The organism is Vibrio sp. J1-1 (assembly GCF_021728395.1).
Taxonomy (GTDB): domain Bacteria; phylum Pseudomonadota; class Gammaproteobacteria; order Enterobacterales; family Vibrionaceae; genus Vibrio.
The window spans coordinates 429,141-450,894 of sequence record NZ_JAKKCM010000002.1 but is presented as its reverse complement, the minus strand read 5'-3'; the positions used below and the strand labels follow the sequence as shown (position 1 = coordinate 450,894).

Below are 21,754 nucleotides of genomic sequence, written 5' to 3'. Positions count from 1 at the left end.
TTTATATTACTTTGAATCATTTATAAAAGGCGAGCTTATTTTTAACCGAGTAATATTACTAACACTTCAAACACCCTTTGTCACTTTTCTATTCCCGATTAAAACCTCTTCTTTGCAGACTAATATCAAACTGAGCTAAAAATACCTGTTAGAGATTGATAGGCTTTGCTTATTAAATTAATCGGTCTAAGTGATATGATAAATCTGAGGTTCCTTACTATTATCAAATACAAGTTACTGAGATGTATAAACATTAACTTCTAAATAGATAATAAAACAGTGATAAAGCATTTACGTTTTCTGTTTAGAGAAAAATAAAATTTCACTGCTAAAAGGACACCCTATGAACAACAGCGATAATAACTCAGCAGGAAAGTGCCCGGTAATGCATGGTGGCTTGACTTCCACAGGCTCGACCGTGATGGAATGGTGGCCGAACACGCTTAACTTAGACATTCTCCATCAACACGACCAAAAAACAAACCCTCTTGGTGAAGACTTTGACTACCGCGAAGCGCTCAAATCACTTGATGTAGAAGCCTTAAAAAATGATTTGAAAGATCTGATGACAGACAGCCAAGAATGGTGGCCAGCAGACTGGGGACACTACGGCGGCTTAATGATTCGTATGGCATGGCACTCTGCTGGCAGTTACCGCACCACTGATGGTCGCGGGGGCGGTTCAACCGGAAACCAACGTTTTGCTCCGCTAAACTCTTGGCCAGACAACGGCAACCTTGATAAAGCTCGTCGCTTGTTGTGGCCAATTAAGAAAAAATACGGTAACAAAATCAGCTGGGCAGATTTAATGCTTCTTGCGGGTAACATGGCTTATGAGTCTATGGGTCTTAAAACCTTTGGATTTGCCTTTGGCCGCGAAGATATCTGGCACCCTGAAAAAGACATTTACTGGGGTTCGGAAAAAGAGTGGTTAGCACCAAGTGGTGTCGAAGGTAGCCGTTACTCTGGTGAACGTGACCTTGAAAACCCTCTGGCGGCAGTAATGATGGGTTTGATTTACGTGAACCCAGAAGGGGTAGATGGCAATCCAGATCCTCTGAAAACCGCAGCCGACATGCGTGTCACCTTTGCCCGTATGGCGATGAATGATGAAGAGATAGTGGCTCTGACTGCAGGTGGCCACACGGTTGGTAAAGCTCACGGTAATGGTGACGCGGCAAACTTAGGTCCCGAACCGGAAGGTGCTGACATTGAAGAGCAAGGTCTTGGTTGGAACAACCACACATCTCGCGGCATCGGGCGTGACACCGTAACCAGCGGTATTGAAGGCGCTTGGACAAGCCACCCAACTCAATGGGACAATGGTTACTTTAAAATGTTACTAGAACATGAGTGGCAACTGACAAAAAGTCCTGCAGGAGCTTGGCAATACGAGCCTGTAGATATCGCAGAAGAAGATAAGCCGGTCGATGTTGAAGATCCGTCAATTCGCTACAACCCAATGATGACCGACGCCGATATGGCTCTGAAGGTTGACCCTGAGTATCGCAAGATTTCTGAGAGCTTCTACCAAGATCAAGAGTACTTCAACGAAGTTTTCGCGAGAGCTTGGTTTAAGCTGACGCACCGCGATTTAGGCCCTAAAGCGCGTTACATTGGCCCAGATGTACCAGCTGAAGATCTTATCTGGCAAGATCCAATTTCAGCGGGCACCACCAACTACGACGTAGACGCAGTAAAAGCAAAAATTGCGGCAGCGGACTTAAGTGTTTCTGATTTGGTTTCAACAGCTTGGGACAGTGCACGTACCTTCCGACACTCAGATCTTCGTGGCGGTGCAAACGGTGCTCGTATTCGCTTAGCTCCACAAAACGCATGGCAAGGCAATGAACCACAGCGCCTGTCTCGCGTACTTGATGTACTAACTAAGATTGCAGATGAATCTGGTGTCAGCGTCGCGGATACTATTGTTCTTGCTGGTAACGTCGGGCTTGAACAAGCAATTAAAGCGGCAGGTTTTGACTTTACAGTGCCATTTACACCTGGCAGAGGCGATGCAACGGCTGAGCAAACGGATGTTGAATCATTCGATGTACTTGAACCAGTGGCTGACGGATTCCGCAACTGGCAGAAACAGCATTATGCCGTTAAACCGGAAGAAATGTTGCTAGACCGTGCTCAGTTGCTTGGTCTGACTGGCCCAGAAATGACGGTACTACTCGGTGGTATGCGTGTACTAGGTACTAACCACGGCGGTACTCAACATGGGGTATTTACGGATCGTGTAGGTGCGCTGACGAATGACTTTTTCGTTAACCTAACGGACATGTCGTACACATGGAAACCAACTGGTCGAAACTCTTACGATATTTGTAACCGTAAGACAGGCGAAACGAAATGGACAGCAACACGCGTTGACTTAGTCTTTGGTTCAAACTCTATCTTGCGCTCTTACTCTGAAGTGTACGCTCAAGATGACAACCAAGAGAAGTTCGTGAAAGACTTTATCTCGGTTTGGACAAAAGTGATGAACGCAGACCGATTCGATTTGGTTTAATGACAAGCCAATCTCACTAAAAAGCACCTAGGTGCATATTAATTTTAAGCCGCTATTTTTTAGCGGCTTTTTGTTTACACTGTAAATCTATTAGAGCTTAACCCCGGCCGGTGGGAACTGATCACTGTCAGTTTGGATCTACCGCGCCAACATTTTCTAGTTGTCCTGCCTTATCACTTTCAAACGTATTATCCTGTTTCTCCTAAACCATGAGCATCACTCCTATAAACTTCATAGCTCAGCCACCTGTTCAAAACCTAATCACTCAGTACCAAATATGATCCAAATAACAATTATCGGTTGAATTTGGTAACGTTCTCATTTACTTTTGGACATCTAAACGGCTAGATATCCAATAAAGGTGTAAGAAAAATGAAAACGGATACGATGTTGATTCTTGATGGTGGTATGGGGCGAGAACTAAATCGTCGTGGTGCGCCTTTTCGTCAGCCAGAGTGGTCTGCGGTTGCTATGATCGAAACGCCAGAAACTGTTAAAGATGTACACACTGACTACATTCAAAGCGGTGCTCAGGTGATTACGACTAACAGTTACGCATTGGTGCCCTTTCATATTGGAGAAGCGCGCTTCAAAAAAAGTGGACAATCACTCGCTGCACTTTCTGGCCAAGTAGCAAAGGAGGCGGCGCAAGGGACTAGAGCCAAAGTAGCGGGTTCACTTCCTCCTCTATTCGGTTCATATCGACCAGACCTGTACGATCAGGAACACGTACGTGACTTAGCGACCCCACTGATTCTCGGTTTGTCAGACTCTGTTGATTTCTGGCTCGCGGAAACGCAAAGCCTAATCGCCGAATCTGTGGCAGTAAAAGCATTGGTAGACGAACTAACGACAGAAGAAAAGCCATTTTGGGTCTCGTTTACACTGGAAGATTCTGAACCAACAGACGAGCCGTGTCTGCGTTCCGGAGAAACAGTACAACAGGCGGTGACAACCATGACACAAGCTGGAGTAAGTGCCATTTTGTTTAACTGTTGCCAGCCAGAGATTGTGGAAGAAGCATTACAAGTGTCAGTACGCACACTTGCAGAACTCGGTTTATCTCACATTCGCCTTGGTGTTTACGCCAATGCGTTTCCTCCACAACCAAAAGATGCAACCGCAAATGACGGTCTTGATGAAATTCGTGACGACTTAAGCCCAGAGGCCTACCTCATTTGGGCAGAAAAATGGCGTCAATCTGGGGCGTCTATCATAGGTGGTTGCTGTGGTATCGGACCTGAACACATCGCTAAATTAAGCCAATATTTCAAGGACTAAGCGTTAATTATGGTACAAACAAAAAGAATTGGCTTAACCGCATTAACAGCGTTAGTCTTTAGTTCAATGGTTGGCGCAGGAATATTCAGCCTACCGCAAAACATGGCAGAGGTCGCCGGACTCAATGCCATGATCGTCGGCTGGACGATTACTGGTGTAGGCATTCTACTTCTGGCAGGTTGCTTTCTTCACCTATCTCGCCTTAAGCCAGACTTGGACGGAGGCATCTATGCCTATGCCAGAGAAGGGTTTGGTGATCTCGCAGGTTTCCTGTCTGCATGGGGCTATTGGTTGTGTGCGACCATTGGTGTGGTTGGCTACCTTGTCGTCGCGTTTGCTGCGATCGGCGCTTTTGTGGATTCCTCGGACTTTACGTTATTTGGTGACGGGACAACCATCTATGCCTTTATCGGCGAGTCCCTAGTGCTGTGGTCAGTTCATAGCTTGATTCTAAGAGGAGTCACGCAAGCAGCCTTCATCAATTTGCTGGCGACTTTGGCCAAGAGCGTACCGTTAATCCTCTTTATCTGTGCAGCCTACTACTTTTTCGATACCGATACTTTTCATATCGATACACAAGGAAAAGCACTCCAACAACCTTTTATAGAGCAAGTGAAAGGGACGATGTTGATTACACTTTGGGTGTTTACGGGTATTGAAGGTGCTGTGATTTTATCAAGTCGAGCCAAAAACCGGAAAGATATAGGCCGCGCAACTTACCTTGGTGTCATCGCTGCATTAATCTTGTACGTTTTGATTTCTCTCATGTCACTCGGAATCGCTTCACGTGCAGAGATCGCCACGATATCGAATCCTTCAATGGCTGGGCTGATGGCAGCTATGACCGGGTCGTGGGGTAAAGCAGTGATCAGTATTGGTTTAATTGTATCGGTGCTGGCTTCGTACTTAAGCTGGATTTTGTATTCTGCGGAAGTACCTTACACTGCGGCTAAATACGGTGCGTTTCCGAAATATTTTGCGAAATCAAACGATAACGACACACCAAAAAACTCGTTGCTCTTAACCAGTTTAACTGTACAACTGTGTTTAATACTCGTGATGCTTACAGGTGAGGGTTATAACACATTGGTGCTGATTTCTACGTCAATGATTTTGATACCGTATTTCTTGGTTGGTGCATACCTGCTTAAGTTATCCATACAGACTAATGCTAACTTGCAATTAAAATTGATTGGCTTTGGAGCCAGCATTTATGGCATTTGGCTCGTCTATGCGGCTGGTGTCGATACCCTGTTGCTTTCCTCGATTCTATATATACCGGGAGTTGCACTATACGTTTACAGCAGACGTCAACATCGATTAACCCCGACTTCAGCATAAAAACGTTACTAGCTATAACAAGGATGGCATTAAAGCCATCCTTTCCCGAGTCTCGAACCTTAAAACTTAAGCCACTACCTTTTCATCCGCGCAACTGCTCTTCAGACTCTGCATGATTTTGTCAACAAGCTGGCCGAGACGTGCTTCGGTTGGTCTCGTGCTGGCAAACGCCCGCAAGCCGTAAATATTCATCACCAAAAAATCACTCAACAACTCGCAATCGGTCCCTGAAGCAATTTCATCATTCTCTTTTGCTAACTCTAGCTTCGATTGAATGTTGAGTTTCCATTGCTCAAGCATGTTACAAATGATGGCTTCTACCTCTTCATCTTGCTGATCAAGCTCACTCAACGCCTTTTGCAATAAACAACCTTTGCCGTTTTCACATTCGCTGAACTCGATAATGTCATGAAGATAACGCTCAAAGCCGAATAAAACCTGTCTAGGGTCGTCAAAGAACTCTTCAAAAGCCTGAGATTTTGTTGTCGCATAATGGTCAAGCGCGGCCAGTAATAGGCCCCTTTTGTTCTCAAAGGCACAGTAGATGGAGCCTGGATGCAGCCCAGTGGCACGCTTCAAGTCCTGCATGCTCGTTTTATTGTAGCCCTTAGCAATGAACTCATTCATCGCTGAACTTAAAACATACTCTCGGTCAAATTCGGCATTTCTCATCTGGCAAGGCTCTATAATATTACAAACACCCTAAGTTTACTGGGGTTAACAACGTTTCACAAGCTATTTGAATGTTCGTTCAAAAACAGCTTGAATGATCATTCAAAAAAGAGTTAGCATATGTCCCTAGCGTTTATTAGGAGCATGCTCATGACCAAAACATTATTCGAAGCGTATAAACTCAACGACAAAATTACACTAAAAAACAAAATTGCGATGGCACCATTGACGCGCTGTATGGCCGATGATGATTTGGTGCCTACTGATGCAATGGTGGCCTACTACGCGAAACGTGCAGATGCAGGTTTGATCATTTCTGAAGCAACCATTATTCGTCCTGATGGTCAGGGTTACCCAAATACTCCGGGAATCTTTACCCAAGAACAGGTAGCAGGTTGGAAAAAAGTAACCGACGCTGTACACGCGAACGGCGGTAAAATTTTCGTACAGCTTTGGCATACAGGCCGTGTAGCACATCCACATTTCTTCGGTGGAGAATATGTATTAGCGCCCTCTGCGGTAGCATTTGATGGTACGGTTCCTCGTATGCGTGAGTTAGTTTACACTGTGCCAAAACCAGCCACTCATGAAGAAATTGCTCAGCTAGTGGAAGACTACGCAACGGCAGCACAAAACGCGATCGACGCAGGATTTGACGGCGTAGAGATCCACGCCGCGAATGGTTACCTGCTGGATCAGTTCCTGCATTTCGATACAAACCATCGAACAGACGAATACGGTGAAACACCAGAAAACATGTCCCGCTTCCCGCTCGAAGTTATTGATGCAGTGATTACTCGTATTGGTTCGGAAAGAGTTGGTCTGCGCGTATCCCCTGCTGGTTACATGCATATAGAAGCCGACGCTCGTGACCGTCAGGTGTTTGATTACTTCCTACCTGAAGTAGAAAAGCGCAACTTGGCTTACTTACACGAAGGTATGTTTGATGACAGCGTAGAGTTTGATTTCCTTGGCGGACGCGTATCACAATACCTCCGTGACACTTACTCAAAGACGTTGATGGGCGTAGGCGGTTACACAGCACAAACAGGCGCAGAGGCAATTCAATCGAATAAATTTGACTTGGTTGCTATTGGTCGTCAGTTTATAGCGAACCCAGACTACGTTAACCGTATCGAAGAAGACAAAGAACTTGTCGAGTACGATGCAGCAATGCTAGAAACGCTGGTTTAGTACTTAAAGTTAAGATAGATATTAAAAACGGCTCATTGTGAGCCGTTTTTTATTTTTGAAAGCGTTAACTATATTCTAGTTCGCCAGCTCCTCGTATTGAGCGCTCACTGTTTGCTACCAAAAAAACCGTTGCTGTTTTTTTAAGTGTGTCCCACTCATTGTCCTCAACGAAGATACCATTTTGCCACGACACCTGCTGAGTTCTGCTTAGCTCTTCACCTTTTATATGAATCGAGTAGCCCTGTGAGCTTTCCTCAATATTAAAATCATTAACCGATAGCTCGATTACCATTGAGTGGCAATCAATGTCTGTTTCGCTAGATCGGTCTGATAAAAAGATTTCAGGCGCAATGTGCCCTCGATTCAGTACATAAAGCGTTCGCCTCGGCTTTGAGCCATTCACCCATTGCGCACGACAGGCTATTCCTTTAGCAGCAAGCTTTAATAATTCACTAAATGCCAACCAACGGTTGTGACACTGCTTTAAAGTGATCTCAATGGATTTTGACTCAATCATTTTCTCCAGTGCAAAATCAAGCACCGTAGGGAGATGACATGCAACGCTACCATTATTAAGCTCGATTTCTATACTCGATGACGTGCTTTTGGTCACCGATACCGCACAGTCTGAATCTAACCCTAGGAACAGGCTGGCGTTATTAAAATGGCGCACCCCGTGCAAGCCGACCATTTGTAGATCAGCCACCATATTCGCAATAACATCAGCCTCACCACAGTGACGGCGCATGCCAAGAAATGCCTTATTAACGGCGGCCACCAATTCGTTGTGAGAGACGATCATAATGCAAATCCTCCGTTGATTTTTTGATTGTCACTTTGCGCAATTTCGGCACGTTCCGGCATGCTTGGGAAAATCCATGTGTCTGCCAATTGCGGATCGTGAATTTCATCTAACAGCGGCGCGCCTTGAAAGAAGGTCACGCGAACCCAACGGTCTGAGCGAGGATCAAACTTAGTCGCACCAAATATCGCCAACTTACAACGCAATAAGTGCATTGGCAGCGCATCTTTGCGCAGCACGTTCATCTGAATGTCGCCCATTGCTCTATTGCCTAACGTCCATACGCGACGTGTGATCGAACGATAAGTCGGGTTTTGTAACAAAAACTCAGCCACTGAACTGTCTTCATTAGACCCAAGCAAAGCGTGGTAAAGACGATTCGCTTGTCTTCCGATATCGAGCGGCAATTCTTTGTCTTCTCCGGCCTCTTCACCACGCACTCCAAGTCTAGGCTCTTCTTTGTCTTGTGAACGATACCAGAACCAATAGTTGTTCTCAGCCAGTGAGTAATCCGCATCAATCGCCCAGCGGTATTTTTTTCGCAATACTTCAAGTAAGTCTAGGATCTTTTTCCCGCCAGGAATAGATAACGTTTCATCCGTGTTCATTTGGCTGGCAAATTCATCCACCAAAGATGGGTAGAGTTCGATCAAGCAAGAGGTGAGGATTTCTTGGGCTTCCACACTCATTGTTTTCTTCTGCTCGACCAAACTCGCCCAGTTCGGATGCGATGCCATTAACGTTGTTAGCTCTGGCAGCAGTTGTTTGATGTCTGCTATCGCTTGGTGGTTGAGCCTGTCTTGATGTTCATTAATGGTAATAACTTGCTCTAGGTGACGTTGCGCCTTTTGCAGCAACCCTTGCAATGGCGCATGGAATGACACTTCACACGGCATCGCAAAGACTCGCGCGACTGCACGCTCTCGAGATGTCATCCACTGGTCAACGATACATGGGTGGTTGATCAAGTATGGGGCCATACCCAAACCTGTCGCATTACCCACGCCAAGGTAGCGCTGCAAACCACGATGCAATGCCACCGCGTTGTCGCCACCTTGCTGAAGAGCTAAAAAGTGTACCCAATCTAAGCTAAACTCACGCAACATATACACAGCACACATTTGTGCACTAAAAGACAAGCTAAAATCTGGATTGTTCTCCAGCAGTTTAAAATCGGCGATGCCAAACTTTCCGTTACCATAAACAGCTGTGGTACGCAGGATATAACCCACTTCCGCCAACTCTTTCGGCTCGGGCTGCTTGCCTTGAGAAAGTGCGCTAACAATGTGTTCAAACACGCGCACGCTTTTGTTTGCTCGAGCAAGGACAAGAACGTTATTCGGATTACGTCCCGCTTCTTGCAGCGGTACATTTGCTCGCAATCTTTCTAACAAAGTAACATCAACATCGCCATGAACCAGTGCGAAAGTGACGTCCCACTTTTCTGCAATTACGCGGTCATTACGCTCGTCATCAGCAATTTCATCACAGAACACCACCAAATGATAAACGTGCTCTGGCGTGGTCAATTTATAAATCACATGACCATAACCACGCGGGCAAAGTTGCCAATCATGTTTAGTTACTTGCCAGTTTTGACTTGCCATATTACGAATCAGACTGCGAACAAAGCTGATTCGGTTTTGGTGCATTGCGCCAAGCCTTTCTGCTGCCATGACAATCGCTGCGTCGCGCATAGTCGCTTCCGTATAAGTAGAACGATGTGCATCCATTTTGCTCACCACCTATTTGTTATTGTAAGAATACTAGGGTTTGTGCGAATGCAGGAGGAAAACACCCACACAAGCTCCACGTTGTTTGAATTAGATAATCGTTATAGCCCTTGCTCTTTCGCCATCTTGATTGCGATTTGCGGTGCATTCCAAAGTGACGGCAACAAAACCAGAGAAACCGGAACCGCGGTAATCACAATAAAAGATTGCAGTGCAGAAATTCCGCCGGAGCCCAGAGAAATTAGAATCAGTGCCGTTACACCCATCATTACCCCCCAGAAGGTACGAATGATCGCGTTTGGCTCCGTTTCACCACTGACCACGACACTGATGGTGTATGTCATTGAGTCGCCCGTGGTAACGATAAAGATCGTAGTCAGAATCAGAAATAGAATCGAAGTCAGCATCGGGAATGGCAGTTGCTGGGTCACCGCGAGCAAAGCACCGGGTAAATTGAAACCTTCAAATGCCGCACTCACACTACCCGGCTCAGCAATTTCAAACGCAAGACCAGAACCACCGACAATCGTGAACCAAAAGCATGTTGTTAGCGGAGCCACAATACTAATGGTTGAAATGACCTGGCGAATAGTGCGACCACGAGAGATTCGAGCAATGAAGATTGCCATCATCGGACCATAGCCAAGGAACCAGCCCCAGAAAAATACCGTCCACCAGCTTAACCAACCTTCATCACCACGGTATGTCGCCATTGGGATCAAGTTATCCAACATACTTCCTACCCCTTGAATATATCCATTAAAGATAAAGTTCGTAGGACCAAAAAGCAGAATATAAACCATCAATGCCATTGCCAGAATCACGTTATAACGACTAAGCAGTTGCATTCCGCGGCTTAAGCCACTAAGTGCAGACAGCGTGTAGAGCGCAATCGCAAACAAGATAATGATAAGCTGGGTGGTAAAGCCATCGGGAATATCAAAAAGTGCATTTAGCGCGTAGCTAACCTGCAAGCCTAGAAACCCAATTGGCCCGATGGTGCCAGCCGCTACAGCGATAATACAGCACGCATCAATCAACGCACCGACTTGACCTTTAAGCGCTCGTTCGCCCAATACCGGGTAAAGCAAAATACGTGGTTTTAGTGGTAAACCTTTGTCGTAATGTAGGTGCATGACCACGATTGAAGTTAAGCTACCCACAATTGCCCAAGCCAAAAAGCCCCAGTGCATAAAGGATTGTGACAACGCATTCACCGCGCCTTGCTGTAAGTTATCTTGCGGGCCGTATAAAGGTGGTGGGCTAACATAGTGTGCGATAGGCTCAGCCGCTGCCCAAAAAACACCACCACCAGCCAGTAAGGTACAGAAAATAATCGCCATCCAACGGAAAGAATCCATTTCTGGCTTTGAAATTCCGCCCAACATCACCTTGCCTGTTCGCCCTGCAGCCAAGCCAAGACCAATAAGAAAAGTGAGAAGAAGCAGTAACTGCCAGTAAGGACCAAACACTTGCACTGACCAGCTAAACCCGGCATTAACGAGCGTAGATAACAATTCGCCATCATAAAGTGCAATCGCAACAAATAGCGCGATAAAGCCGCCGCTATACCAAAGTACTGGGTTATTCAGACCTAATTTATCAGTGGTGCTATTCACTGTTAATGTGTTGTGTGTTGCTTGTGCCTCGTCTGATGACACGCTCATCGTTGAAGCTTTCATGCTATCGGTTAAATCAGACATACTCTGACTCCAGAGGTTCTTTGCAGCAGCCAAAGACTGGCTACAAAATGTGAGTTTTACGCCTGCCGTATTGTTATTATGTTGGCAGGCGGTTCCTAATTTGGGGAAATGCTACGAAATAGGCTCTAATCCTTCTTTGAGGAAGTTGAACCAGTTTTCACCCAATATCTTTCCTGCTTCGGATTCACTGAATCCATGACGCATTAATCCGTTATAGATGTTCTCCATTCCTGCACTGCCGCAGAACCATGGCAGCGCATCTGGCCAGCCTGAGTTACTTGCTGAGCCTTCGCCGTAATCCATCGCTTTTGACCAACGACCATTACGCATCCACTCCAACACTTGTTGCGGTTGGTTTAAGCATAAATCGCTACCGATACCTAAATGGTCAACGCCAAACATATCTGCAGTTTGTGCGACCATCTGGCAGAAATCATCCAACGTACATTGGCTGCCATTTGGCAGATGGAACGGGTATAAGCTAAAGCCAATCAGGCCGCCGCGTTCAGTTAATGCTTTAATAACGTTGTTTGATTTGTTACGTAGCGCATCATGCGCAAACGTCGGGTTGGCATGGCTGATACAAATTGGACGCGAAGAAAGGTCGATAGCTTCCAGCGTTGAACGCTCGGCGCTGTGGGACATATCAATGATCATCCCAACTCGGTTCATCTCTTCAATCGCTTGCTTGCCAAAGCGAGTAACACCGGAGTCGTGTTGCTCGTAACAACCTGTCGCCAGTAAGCTTTGGTTGTTGTAGGTCAGTTGCATGATCAATAGACCTTGGCGGCGCATCACTTCGATAAGGCCAATTTCATCATCGATTGGTGAGCAATTCTGCGCGCCGAAGAAGATGCCGACTTTACCCTCGACTTTGGCTTTTTCTACATCTGCCATTGAATAGATAGGCATGATGAGATCCGCATTTTGCTCGAAACGTAAGTTCCACTCAGCAAAACGCGTTAAGGTTTCGCGCGCAGTTTCGTGGTAGACGATGGTGGCATGAACAGCAGTAATGCCACTCGCCTTAAGCGTTTGGAAGTACTCTCGATCCCAATTGCAGTACTGCAATCCGTCAATCACAATCCGTTGTTGGTACATAACCACTCCTTAAACAATTTCTTTGCCTTTCAGTGTGGGTAGCTGACGCCATCAGCTACCCAGCTCTTCTTAGTAAGGGCGCTGATAAGCGGTTTTCACCACGGTGTAGAATTCTTTCGCGTACTGACCTTGCTCACGAGGACCAAAGCTTGACTCTTTACGACCACCAAACGGAACGTGATAATCTGTACCTGCGGTTGGCAAGTTAACCATGACGCAGCCCGTTTGAACTTGCTGCTTAAAGATCGCGCTGTTGCGTAGGCTTTGCGTAATAATGCCGCCTGTCAGGCCAAAACGCGTATCGTTCGCCACTGCAATCGCCTCATCCAGGTCAGAAACGCGAATCACGCTCGCCATTGGTGCAAAGACTTCTTCTTGGTTCACTTCCCAGCTATTTTGTGTGTTCAAGAACAGCGTTGGCGACATGTAGTAGCCGTCATGCTCTAGGTTTAGGCGCTCGCCACCAAAAGCCAGTTCCGCGCCTGCTTGACGTGCTTTTTCAATCCATTCAAAGTTTGCATTCAATTGGTTACCATCAACCACTGGGCCCATGAACACACCATCCTCAAGTGCGTGACCAACTTTAAGCTCACTCATTCGTTTAATTAGTGCTTCGACATACGCGTCGTGAATACCATCCATAACAACGAGACGAGACGACGCGGTACATTTTTGACCTGCACCAGAGAATGAGCCTGCGATTGTTGCTTCTACGGCAATTTGAATGTCTGCATCATCCGCCACCACAAGCGCATTTTTACTGCCCATTTCTAACTGACAACGCACAAAATTTGGCGCAGTTGCTGCAGCGACTTTACGGCCTGTATCGACAGAGCCAGTGAAGCTCACGCCGTTTACATCTTTCGAGTTGATAAGGGTATTACCCACTTGCGAGCCGCTACCTAGGACGAGGTTAAATGTGCCTGCAGGTAAACCTTGACGATGGATAATCTCAGCAAGCGCCACAGCACTCGCAGGGGTTAAATTTGCTGGCTTCCAGACTACGCTGTTGCCAAACGCAAGCGCTGGCGCGATTTTCCACGCCGCTGTTGCCGTCGGGAAGTTCCAAGGAGAGATAATGGCGATAACGCCGACGGCTTCACGAGTAACTTCAACGGAGACACCTGGACGGACGGAAGCAGCGTTATCGCCAATTTGACGCAGAACTTCGGCAGCAAAGTATTGGAAGAACTGACCTGCGCGGTAAATCTCACCTCGACCTTCAGCAAATGGCTTACCTTCTTCACGCGAAAGCAAGGTACCCAGTTCATCACAGCGTGCAATGAGCTCATCACCAATCGCTTGCAGCACTGCTTGTTTGCGCTCGATTGGCGTTTTTTCCCACTCTGGCTGCGCTGATTTTGCTGCTTGAATCGCTTGCTCTACTTGCGACACGCTCGCTTGAGCGAAATCACCAATATTTTCGCTGATATCAGAAGGGTTAATATTGGCGATGGTGTCCATGCCCGATTGCCATTCACCTGCGATGTAGAGCGATTTTTCTGCTTGAACATTGTTAATAAAAGTCATTGTTCTTTCCTTGTTCTTCCGATTTTTGATGGCAAGCCACCAACTCACTGATCTCTAATTATTTTTGTTGTGGTTTTATTCTGGCTGACTTGCCGACGCGTAGACGACAAACTCCACCAACATTTCTTCTCGCGCTAACCCTGCAACCACCATGGCTGCGCGGTTTGGATACGGCGCATCAAAATATTCCGCGTATACTTGGTTAACGGTTTTTAAGTATTCTCTGTCGGTAACGTAAATCAAGACCTGCAACACAGAATCCAAAGATTCGCCCGCGCACTCTAGAGTGTGAATGAGATTGTTAAAGGTTTGGCGTGTTTGCGCTTCGATGCCACCTTCAACAACCGCGCCCCTATCATCGATAGGAATTTGTGCCGTATACAAGGTTCCGTTGTTAACAATCGCCCATTCAAGCGGCGCTTTAGAAGCAAACAAACTGGTTTTTACTGGGTGTTTTTTAGTAGGAGTATTCACGTGCCTTTCAACCTTTGTAACAACTTTGTTTCAATATGGTTAAATGATGCACGTTGACATACGATAAATCTAACGGTAAATTTTTTACATTTGATAAATAAAACTTATCACTTTATTGTGAATAGCGTAAATAAAGGGATTGAGAGGCGTTAGGGATGAGTATCAAGCTTCAACAATTAATGCATTTTGTGATGGTAGTCGAGGAAGGTGGATTTCGGGCCGCTTCACATCGTGCAAATCGTTCTCAGGCGGCGCTCTCCACATCGATAAAAGAGCTTGAGAAAATGCTGGGGCAAACGCTGTTTGAGCCCGGAAACAAAACCAAGTTGACGCCTTTTGGTGAGATTTGTTTGCCTAAAGTGGTTCAGTTCCTCAATATCTATAGTGCGCTAGACAATGATCTAAAAGCCGCCGCTGCCGGACAACAAGGGAGAGTGAGAATTGCGAGTGTTCCTTCTGTGGCGGCGAAACTCATTCCAAGCGTGTTGGCGGCCTTTTGCGAGCAGCATCCAAATGTAGAAGTGAGCTTAGTCGATGACAACGCTGCGGGCGTCGAGGCTCGTCTACTCTCTGGTGAAGTCGACTTAGCGCTTGGTAATCCATCTCACCTCGATGAGGGTGGTATCGACTTTACGCCGCTGCTATCTGATCCAATTGGTGTGGTGTGTTTAAAAGATAACCCTGTTGCAAATCACCCTGAGGGAATAGAGTGGCAAACCTTACTTGAACAACCTTTTATTCGTAACGGTACCTGTACGCTTCTCGATCCAACCCCTGCAAGAGCATTAAGTCAGCAAGCGCTTTATTCAGTGGAAAATATCACGTCGTTATTTTCAGTCTTGGAGCTGGGTATTGGCGTAACCACTTTACCAAAGCTAGCCTTTCCGACTAACGAAACTAGATTGGTGTGGATTCCAATGATAGATCCACCTTTAGAAAGACAAATTGGCATCTTTACGCTTAGTGATCGCACTATCTCTCCACAAGCAAAAGCATTTCATGATCTATGCGTTCAATATCTAAATTATCAAGGAGAAAACGCCTAACTTGAGCGTGATTTTTCCACTAGAGAGGAAGCGATAACCTACACTGCTGCAATGTGTTAGCCTACAGTTGATTACTTTCTTTTTGATCGTACGAGAAAGGAGAAGGAACAGCGATATATTATGTCGCTGTTCCTTTTGAGATTACGCTTTTTACGCGGAGTAATATAAACCTAACGATTACAGGTCAGGAATTTGGTGTTTGGTATGGGTGCAGACCAAACATCTTTTGCTCAAAGCCTTGAGGCAAACGCAGCTCATCAATAAACTAACGCTAACGGAAGTAGCTCTAATCCAAGCACACCGCTGATTCCCATTACCACCAGCAAAGAGACTTTGAACACCGACTTCGACCAAGCAACGTAGTTTTCATCGTCAATGCTGCGGAAAGTCACTTTTGTCCACATAAAGCAAACAACGGCTGCGACAGCCAAGTATTCATACCCTGCTTCACCGAGTAAAAAGAGTCCCAATGATACTGCACCAAAGGCCACCACGTAAGCTTTCATATGACGATGCGCTTTATGGATACCCTCTTTAACAGGCAGAACAGGAATCCCCGCTTCTCGATAGTCTTGCATGCGGAACATGGCAATTGCGTACGAGTGCGGCATTTGCCAAAGGCAGAACATAGTGAACAACAGTATCGCTTCTAAGCTAATGAAGTTTGTCACTGCCAGATAACCAACTAATGGCGGAACAGCACCAGAAATACTTCCGACCAAGGTGCCATATACCGAGTTGCGTTTGTACCACATTGTATAAAAGAACACGTAGTAAACGTAACCTAGCAGCACCACGACCGCCGAAAGCGGATTCACTAATTGAAACAGCAATGCCGTTCCCACCAGTAACATTGCTAAAGCATAGACAAACGCGACGTCAATATTGATGTTACCTTTCGCTAGCTCTCTGTTCTGAGTACGCGCCATCTTTTGATCGATATCGCGGTCAAAAATATTGTTCACTACACAACCTGAAGCAATCACAAGCCCCACACCAGCCAACGTTGTCAGAAACAACGTCAGGCTAGCAGGTTCTGTTTTTGCGGCAAGGAAAAAACCCGCCGCAACAGAAATCAGGTTGCCGAAAATAATGCCCGGTTTGGTGATAGACAAATAACTTTTCAGCATACCTTAGCCTACAACTTCATGTTGACGTTCATGTTGTAGATAATCCAGATCGAACCGGCGATCAGAATAAGCACAACAATGGCAGTAAACATCAGTGAAACCAGATTCCAGCGACCATCATCGGTCTTTGCTTCCATATGCAAGAAGTATTTGAAGTGCACAAAGATCTGAACCAATGCACAGCCAAACAGAACCGCGTATGTCGTAGTCTCTGGCAGAGATTGCGTCCAAACAAAGTAGAATGGAATCACCGTTAGAATAAGCGACGCAACAAAGCCTTTAACGTAATCAGACGCACTTGTTTCAATATGTTGTCCCATTACATTACCCCCAGTAAGTAAACGATGGTAAAGACACAGATCCAAACAATATCCAGGAAGTGCCAGAACAGGCTCAAGCAGTTAAAACGCATCGCCATGTTGTCGTTCAGGCCTTTAGTCGACAGTTGGTGATAAGCCACTGCCAACCAAATCAGACCAAATGACACGTGCAAGCCGTGCGTACCTACCAATGTAAAGAACGCAGAAAGAAACGCACTTTCCTGAGGGCCGTAACCTTCAGAAATCAAGTGATGGAACTCGTAAACTTCCATGCAGATGAAGCCCAGACCCAGCACAAAAGTAATTTGCAGCCAGCGTTTAAGACCAGCAACATCATTACGTTTCATCGCAATCATGCCAAAACCAAACGTGATACTACTGAATAGCAGCAACATGGTTTCAACGAACACGAAAGGCAATTCGAAAATGTCTTTACCTGTTGGGCCTGCTATCGAGTTGCTAGATAGTACTGCGTATGTGGCAAACAGAGTTGCGAACAGTACACAGTCACTCATCAGGTAAACCCAGAAACCAAACAGCTTGTTGCCATTCGTATCATGGTGGGCATCGTGGTGGTGATCATGGTCATGATGAGCAGCGACATTAGTTTGCATACGTCACCTCCAGATCATCTTTGCTTTCGTTATCTTTCACTGAACCTTTCTTCGCTTCTTCAAGCTGAGCACGTCGTGCTGCTTCAATCGCTTTGATTTCTTCAACTTCAACGTAATAATCCACGTCTTCGTTATAACTGTGTTTGATACAAGTTACGACGATAGCTACCAGACTCAAGCCAGCCAACCACCAGATGTACCAAATCATGCCAAAGCCGAATAGCAGTGACCAAGCTGACACGTAGATGCCTGTTGGCGTGTTCTTAGGCATGTGAATACGCTCGTATTCCACTTCCCTTTCCACGTCTTTAGTCGGGTCAAACTCACCACTTTGTTTCTCGTACCAGAATGAATCCAGCACATCACCTTTTGGAAGGTGTGCAAAGTTGTAGAACGGTGGTGGTGAAGACGTTGCCCACTCAAGAGTACGGCCATCCCACGGATCACCAGTAAGATCGCGGTTTTGCTCGCGGTCACGAATACTGACGTAAATTTGGATGAATTGAGACAATACGCCCAGAGCAATGACGACTGTACCAGCGGCAGCAACCGCCAATAATGGAAAGTATTCTGGGTTGATCTCCTGGCTGAGACGACGGGTCATACCCATAAAGCCCAACGCGTATAGCGGTAGGAACGCCATCAAGAAACCAATGATCCAAAGGTAGAACGCACGTTTACCCCAAGCTTCGTTCATAGTGAAACCTGTCGCTTTCGGGAACCAGTAAGTGATCGCTGCGAAACAACCAAATACCACACCACCGATAATTACGTTGTGGAAGTGTGCAATCAGGAATACTGAGTTATGCAGAACGAAGTCCGCGCCCGGTACCGCCATCAACACGCCCGTCATACCACCAACGGTAAAGGTGATCAGGAAGCCAACCGTCCACAGCATAGGTGTTGTAAAGCGAATACGCCCTTTGTACATGGTGAATAGCCAGTTGAAGATCTTAACCCCGGTCGGGATAGAAATGATCATCGTGGCGATACCAAAGAAAGCATTGACGTTCGCACCAGAACCCATAGTGAAGAAGTGGTGTAGCCAGACAACGAAAGCGAGAATTGTAATTACAATCGTCGCCCATACCAGCGAGGTGTAACCAAATAGCTTCTTGCGAGAGAATGTCGCCGTTACTTCTGAGAACACACCGAAAATCGGCAGGATCAGAATGTACACTTCTGGATGGCCCCAAGCCCAAATCAGGTTGACGTACATCATTACGTTGCCGCCAAGATCATTGGTAAAGAAGTGCATGCCCAGGTATCTATCCAGCGTGAGTAGCGCGATAGTAACCGTCAGGATTGGGAATGAAATGATGATTAGGATGTTTGCACACAGAGATGCCCAAGTGAAAACAGGCATTTTCATCATTGGCATTGAAGGCGTACGCATGCGCAGGATTGTTGCGAAGAAGTTCACACCCGTTAGCGTCGTACCAACACCCGAGATCTGCAGCGCCCAAATCCAGTAATCAACGCCAACTCCCGGACTTGCTTCAATACCAGACAATGGCGGATAAGCCAACCAACCTGTACGGCCAAACTCACCAAGACCTAGCGACATGTTCGTCAGGATAACACCGACAATAAACAGCCAGAAACTTAGGTTGTTCAGGTACGGGAAAGCCACATCACGCGCGCCAATTTGCAGCGGAACGATGATGTTCATCAGACCAATAACCAATGGCATTGCGACGAAGAAAATCATGATCACGCCATGGGCGGTAAAGATCTGGTCATAGTGTTCTGGTGGCAGGTAACCCGCTTCACCCGCAGACGAAAGTAGCTGCTGACTACGCATCATTACCGCGTCAGCGAAACCACGAATTAGCATTACCATCGCAACCGCGATGTACATAAAGCCTAGTTTTTTGTGGTCTACCGATGTAAACCACTCATTCCACAAATACTGCCACTTTCCAGCTTTAGTTACCGCGTAAGCCACAGCTAAACCGACTAAAGCCACTACCGCTAGGGTAATGACGATAATAGGTTCATGGAATGGAATTGAATCCAGAGTTAATCTTCCAAACATTGCGATTATCCTTGGTTTTCAGGCAAACAGTTCATAGAACCAGGATGCTGAGTCACGACGTTGCTGAACAGGAACGGAGGTACACTTGAGAACAAGGTAACCGGCTCAGCGATACTAGGTTCAGCTAGCGTGCTGTACTGTACCCAGTCTTCAATGTGGTCTGGACTCGCTTTAACTTTCTGCACCCAATTCAGGAATGCAGCGCGATCAGGCATAGCTGATGCAGTGAACTTCATTTGTGAGAAGCCTTCCCCACTGAAGTTCGACGCAAAGCCCTTGAAGTCACCTTCGTGGTTAGCAATCAAATTTAGCTTGGTTACCATGCCTGGCATGGCGTAAATCTGAGTACCTAAACGAGGAATGAAGAACGCGTTCATGATGTTGTCAGACGTCAGTTTGAACTGGACAGGAACATCTTTAGGAAATGCTACGTAGTTAACCGTCGCAATATTTTCTTCCGGATAGATGAATAGCCATTTCCAATCTAGCGCAATGACCTCTATCGTCATTGGTTTTACGTCACTTTCCAGAGGCTTAGACGGTTCCAGTTCGTGAGTAGAACGCCATGTGATAGCGGCTAGAATCGCAATAATGATGATTGGAATAGTCCATACCACCACTTCGATTTTGGTCGAGTGCGACCACTCAGGGGCGTACTCTTCATGAGTGTTACTTGCTCGGTATCGGTAGGCGAAGTAAATCGTCATTAAAATCACGGGGATCACGACGATCAACATCAGCAAAAGAGCAGTGATGATCAGCTCTTTTTCCTGGACACCGATAGCACCTTTGGGGTCAAGCAAAGCAGAATTACATCCTGAGAGCAAAAGTATGACGGACGCCAGACTCCCTCTCGATAAGATGCGTTTGTATCTTGAGGCTTCCATTAACTTTCTCGATGGTTGTCTGGTTTCTAAGTAAACGCTTAGAACCAGTTGTTATAGTCATTAGAATGTTTATGTGTTGAGCGTATGCGACATTGGACGTCAAAACGCAATAAAGCCCCACAAACAGTGTGAGTTTATTGTTACACTTTGAAATACAATGTTACATTCGGCCGCATTATGAGGATTTAGAAGTTAAAGCTCACGAGGCAGATCTGGAAACTAACATTTCATTAATCAACAAAACGTTAAGAAAAAGCGTTGTTGGCTAAGAAGCTTAGATAGGAATTGGAAGCCTTTACGCCTGAAGGGATGTGGCTTAAATAGAAGTAATAAGCATTGGCGATTGACGATTTGGTCACTCAAAGTTGACATCAGAATCACTAAAAATCAGGCTACAAAATGTGATATAGATCAACTTAATAATTTCACACATTTTTTACATGGTATTTGCTTGTAGATTATCTAATAAACATAACATTCAGATAATTTATTAATTATTCAATACACGCTCAACAATACTCAAAGTCGTACGATAAGGCCGCTTAAAATAAGTCAGTTATAAACCTAAACGTTATTATTTGGGTTACATACGAAGGCCGCCATCGATTTCTAACACTCTCCCAGTAAAGTACTCGTTTTCAAGGATGTACTTTACTGACTGAGCGATTTCTTCCGCCTTTGCCATTCTTCCGATTGGGATCATTTTTTCCAGACGTTCTATCACTTCCGGTTTCATATTCCCAGCCATTGGGGTGTGTACGACACCCGGTGCAATTGCCGCAGCGCGGATACCATATTTGGCTAACTCGCGTGACCAGGTTGTCGCCATGGTTGCAACGGCAGCTTTGGACGCAGAATAATTGGTTTGACCGATGTTTCCCGCTCGCGAAACACTTGATATGTTGATGATCACACCACTAGATTCAGTTTCTATCATCTTCACTGCAGCCTCTCGACCACAGAGGAAAGTACCTGTTACGTTTACCTTCATGACTTGATTGAACTGTTCCAACGACATCTTGGAGATAGCGCCATCTTTCATTTTGACCAATAAGCCATCCCTTAACACGCCTGCATTATTAACGAGCCCGTTAAGCCGACCAAAGTCTTGAACAATATCACTAAACGTATGTTCAACTTCCTGTTCATTGGTGACATCTAATTGGTAAGTGAGCGCTTTAGCACTTAACATTTGGCATTGCTGTTGAGTATCTTGCAAACCAGTTTCATTGATATCAAGCAGAGCCAAGTCGGCTCCCGCACGAGCAAGAACAATCGCCGTCATCTGTCCGAGCCCCTGCCCCGCGCCAGTAATAGCGATAACACTGTTTCTTATATCCATGACGATACTCCAACGTTTTATAACTTTT

General features: G+C 45.9%; 18 protein-coding genes. 5 read left to right on the top strand and 13 right to left on the bottom strand.

Annotated features, from left to right (window positions below):
- Window positions 1–343: 343 nt before the first annotated feature.
- The 3 genes from katG (at window position 344) to L3V31_RS04630 (ending at window position 5,140) form a co-directional block, all read left to right on the top strand.
- On the top strand, window positions 344–2,518 hold the full coding sequence (gene katG / locus L3V31_RS04640) for a catalase/peroxidase HPI (RefSeq protein ID WP_237314951.1): 2,175 nt from the start codon (window positions 344–346) through the stop codon (window positions 2,516–2,518).
- A gap of 372 nt (window positions 2,519–2,890) precedes the next feature.
- Complete coding sequence (locus L3V31_RS04635; RefSeq protein ID WP_237314950.1) at window positions 2,891–3,799, top strand: homocysteine S-methyltransferase family protein; 909 nt, start codon at window positions 2,891–2,893, stop codon at window positions 3,797–3,799.
- Window positions 3,800–3,808: 9 nt separating this feature from the next.
- Entirely contained in the window at window positions 3,809–5,140 is a 1,332-nt protein-coding gene (locus tag L3V31_RS04630) for a basic amino acid/polyamine antiporter (protein ID WP_237314949.1), read from the top strand.
- Between the two features lie 66 nt (window positions 5,141–5,206).
- Here the strand turns inward: L3V31_RS04630 and L3V31_RS04625 are convergent, their stop codons facing one another.
- Window positions 5,207–5,812 (bottom strand): TetR/AcrR family transcriptional regulator, encoded by a 606-nt coding sequence (locus L3V31_RS04625; RefSeq protein WP_237314948.1) that lies wholly within the window; start codon window positions 5,810–5,812, stop codon window positions 5,207–5,209.
- A gap of 150 nt (window positions 5,813–5,962) precedes the next feature.
- Between L3V31_RS04625 and L3V31_RS04620 the strand changes: the two genes are divergently transcribed.
- Window positions 5,963–7,006, top strand: coding sequence for an alkene reductase (locus L3V31_RS04620; RefSeq protein ID WP_237314947.1), 1,044 nt, complete (start codon window positions 5,963–5,965; stop codon window positions 7,004–7,006).
- A 64-nt stretch (window positions 7,007–7,070) separates the two neighbouring features.
- Here the strand turns inward: L3V31_RS04620 and L3V31_RS04615 are convergent, their stop codons facing one another.
- The 6 genes from L3V31_RS04615 to L3V31_RS04590 form a co-directional block, all read right to left on the bottom strand.
- A complete protein-coding gene (locus tag L3V31_RS04615) occupies window positions 7,071–7,808 on the bottom strand; it encodes a DUF3726 domain-containing protein (RefSeq protein ID WP_237314946.1) in 738 nt (245 codons plus the stop codon).
- Window positions 7,805–9,541, bottom strand: a complete 1,737-nt coding sequence (locus L3V31_RS04610; RefSeq protein ID WP_237314945.1) for a hypothetical protein — start codon at window positions 9,539–9,541, stop codon at window positions 7,805–7,807. The genes L3V31_RS04615 and L3V31_RS04610 overlap by 4 nt, the downstream gene beginning before the upstream one ends.
- Window positions 9,542–9,642: 101 nt before the next feature.
- Window positions 9,643–11,244: a BCCT family transporter gene (locus L3V31_RS04605; protein ID WP_237314944.1), complete on the bottom strand. Its 1,602-nt coding sequence runs from the start codon at window positions 11,242–11,244 to the stop codon at window positions 9,643–9,645.
- A 111-nt stretch (window positions 11,245–11,355) separates the two neighbouring features.
- Entirely contained in the window at window positions 11,356–12,345 is a 990-nt protein-coding gene (locus tag L3V31_RS04600) for a membrane dipeptidase (protein ID WP_237314943.1), read from the bottom strand.
- A gap of 69 nt (window positions 12,346–12,414) precedes the next feature.
- A complete protein-coding gene (locus L3V31_RS04595; protein WP_237314942.1) occupies window positions 12,415–13,875 on the bottom strand; it encodes an aldehyde dehydrogenase family protein in 1,461 nt (486 codons plus the stop codon).
- 75 nt (window positions 13,876–13,950) lie between these two features.
- Complete coding sequence (locus L3V31_RS04590) at window positions 13,951–14,349, bottom strand: RidA family protein (protein ID WP_237314941.1); 399 nt, start codon at window positions 14,347–14,349, stop codon at window positions 13,951–13,953.
- Between the two features lie 155 nt (window positions 14,350–14,504).
- Here L3V31_RS04590 and L3V31_RS04585 point away from each other — a divergent pair, with 155 nt between their 5' ends.
- The gene (locus L3V31_RS04585) at window positions 14,505–15,395 is read left to right on the top strand and encodes a LysR family transcriptional regulator (RefSeq protein WP_237314940.1); all 891 of its coding nucleotides are present in this window, start codon (window positions 14,505–14,507) and stop codon (window positions 15,393–15,395) included.
- A gap of 257 nt (window positions 15,396–15,652) precedes the next feature.
- Here L3V31_RS04585 and cyoE read toward each other — a convergent pair whose 3' ends face one another.
- The 6 genes from cyoE to L3V31_RS04555 all read right to left on the bottom strand — a co-directional run bounded on the left by cyoE (window position 15,653) and on the right by L3V31_RS04555 (window position 21,726).
- Window positions 15,653–16,525: a heme o synthase gene (gene cyoE / locus L3V31_RS04580; RefSeq protein ID WP_237314939.1), complete on the bottom strand. Its 873-nt coding sequence runs from the start codon at window positions 16,523–16,525 to the stop codon at window positions 15,653–15,655.
- A gap of 8 nt (window positions 16,526–16,533) precedes the next feature.
- On the bottom strand, window positions 16,534–16,845 hold the full coding sequence (gene cyoD / locus L3V31_RS04575; RefSeq protein WP_237314938.1) for a cytochrome o ubiquinol oxidase subunit IV: 312 nt from the start codon (window positions 16,843–16,845) through the stop codon (window positions 16,534–16,536).
- Window positions 16,845–17,459, bottom strand: coding sequence for a cytochrome o ubiquinol oxidase subunit III (gene cyoC, locus L3V31_RS04570; RefSeq protein ID WP_237314937.1), 615 nt, complete (start codon window positions 17,457–17,459; stop codon window positions 16,845–16,847). Before cyoC ends, cyoD begins: the two co-directional genes overlap by 1 nt.
- A complete protein-coding gene (gene cyoB, locus L3V31_RS04565) occupies window positions 17,449–19,497 on the bottom strand; it encodes a cytochrome o ubiquinol oxidase subunit I (RefSeq protein ID WP_237314936.1) in 2,049 nt (682 codons plus the stop codon). Before cyoB ends, cyoC begins: the two co-directional genes overlap by 11 nt.
- 5 nt (window positions 19,498–19,502) lie before the next feature.
- A complete protein-coding gene (gene cyoA / locus L3V31_RS04560; RefSeq protein WP_237314935.1) occupies window positions 19,503–20,384 on the bottom strand; it encodes a ubiquinol oxidase subunit II in 882 nt (293 codons plus the stop codon).
- A 583-nt stretch (window positions 20,385–20,967) separates the two neighbouring features.
- Window positions 20,968–21,726, bottom strand: coding sequence for an SDR family oxidoreductase (locus L3V31_RS04555; protein WP_237314934.1), 759 nt, complete (start codon window positions 21,724–21,726; stop codon window positions 20,968–20,970).
- Window positions 21,727–21,754: the final 28 nt, after the last annotated feature.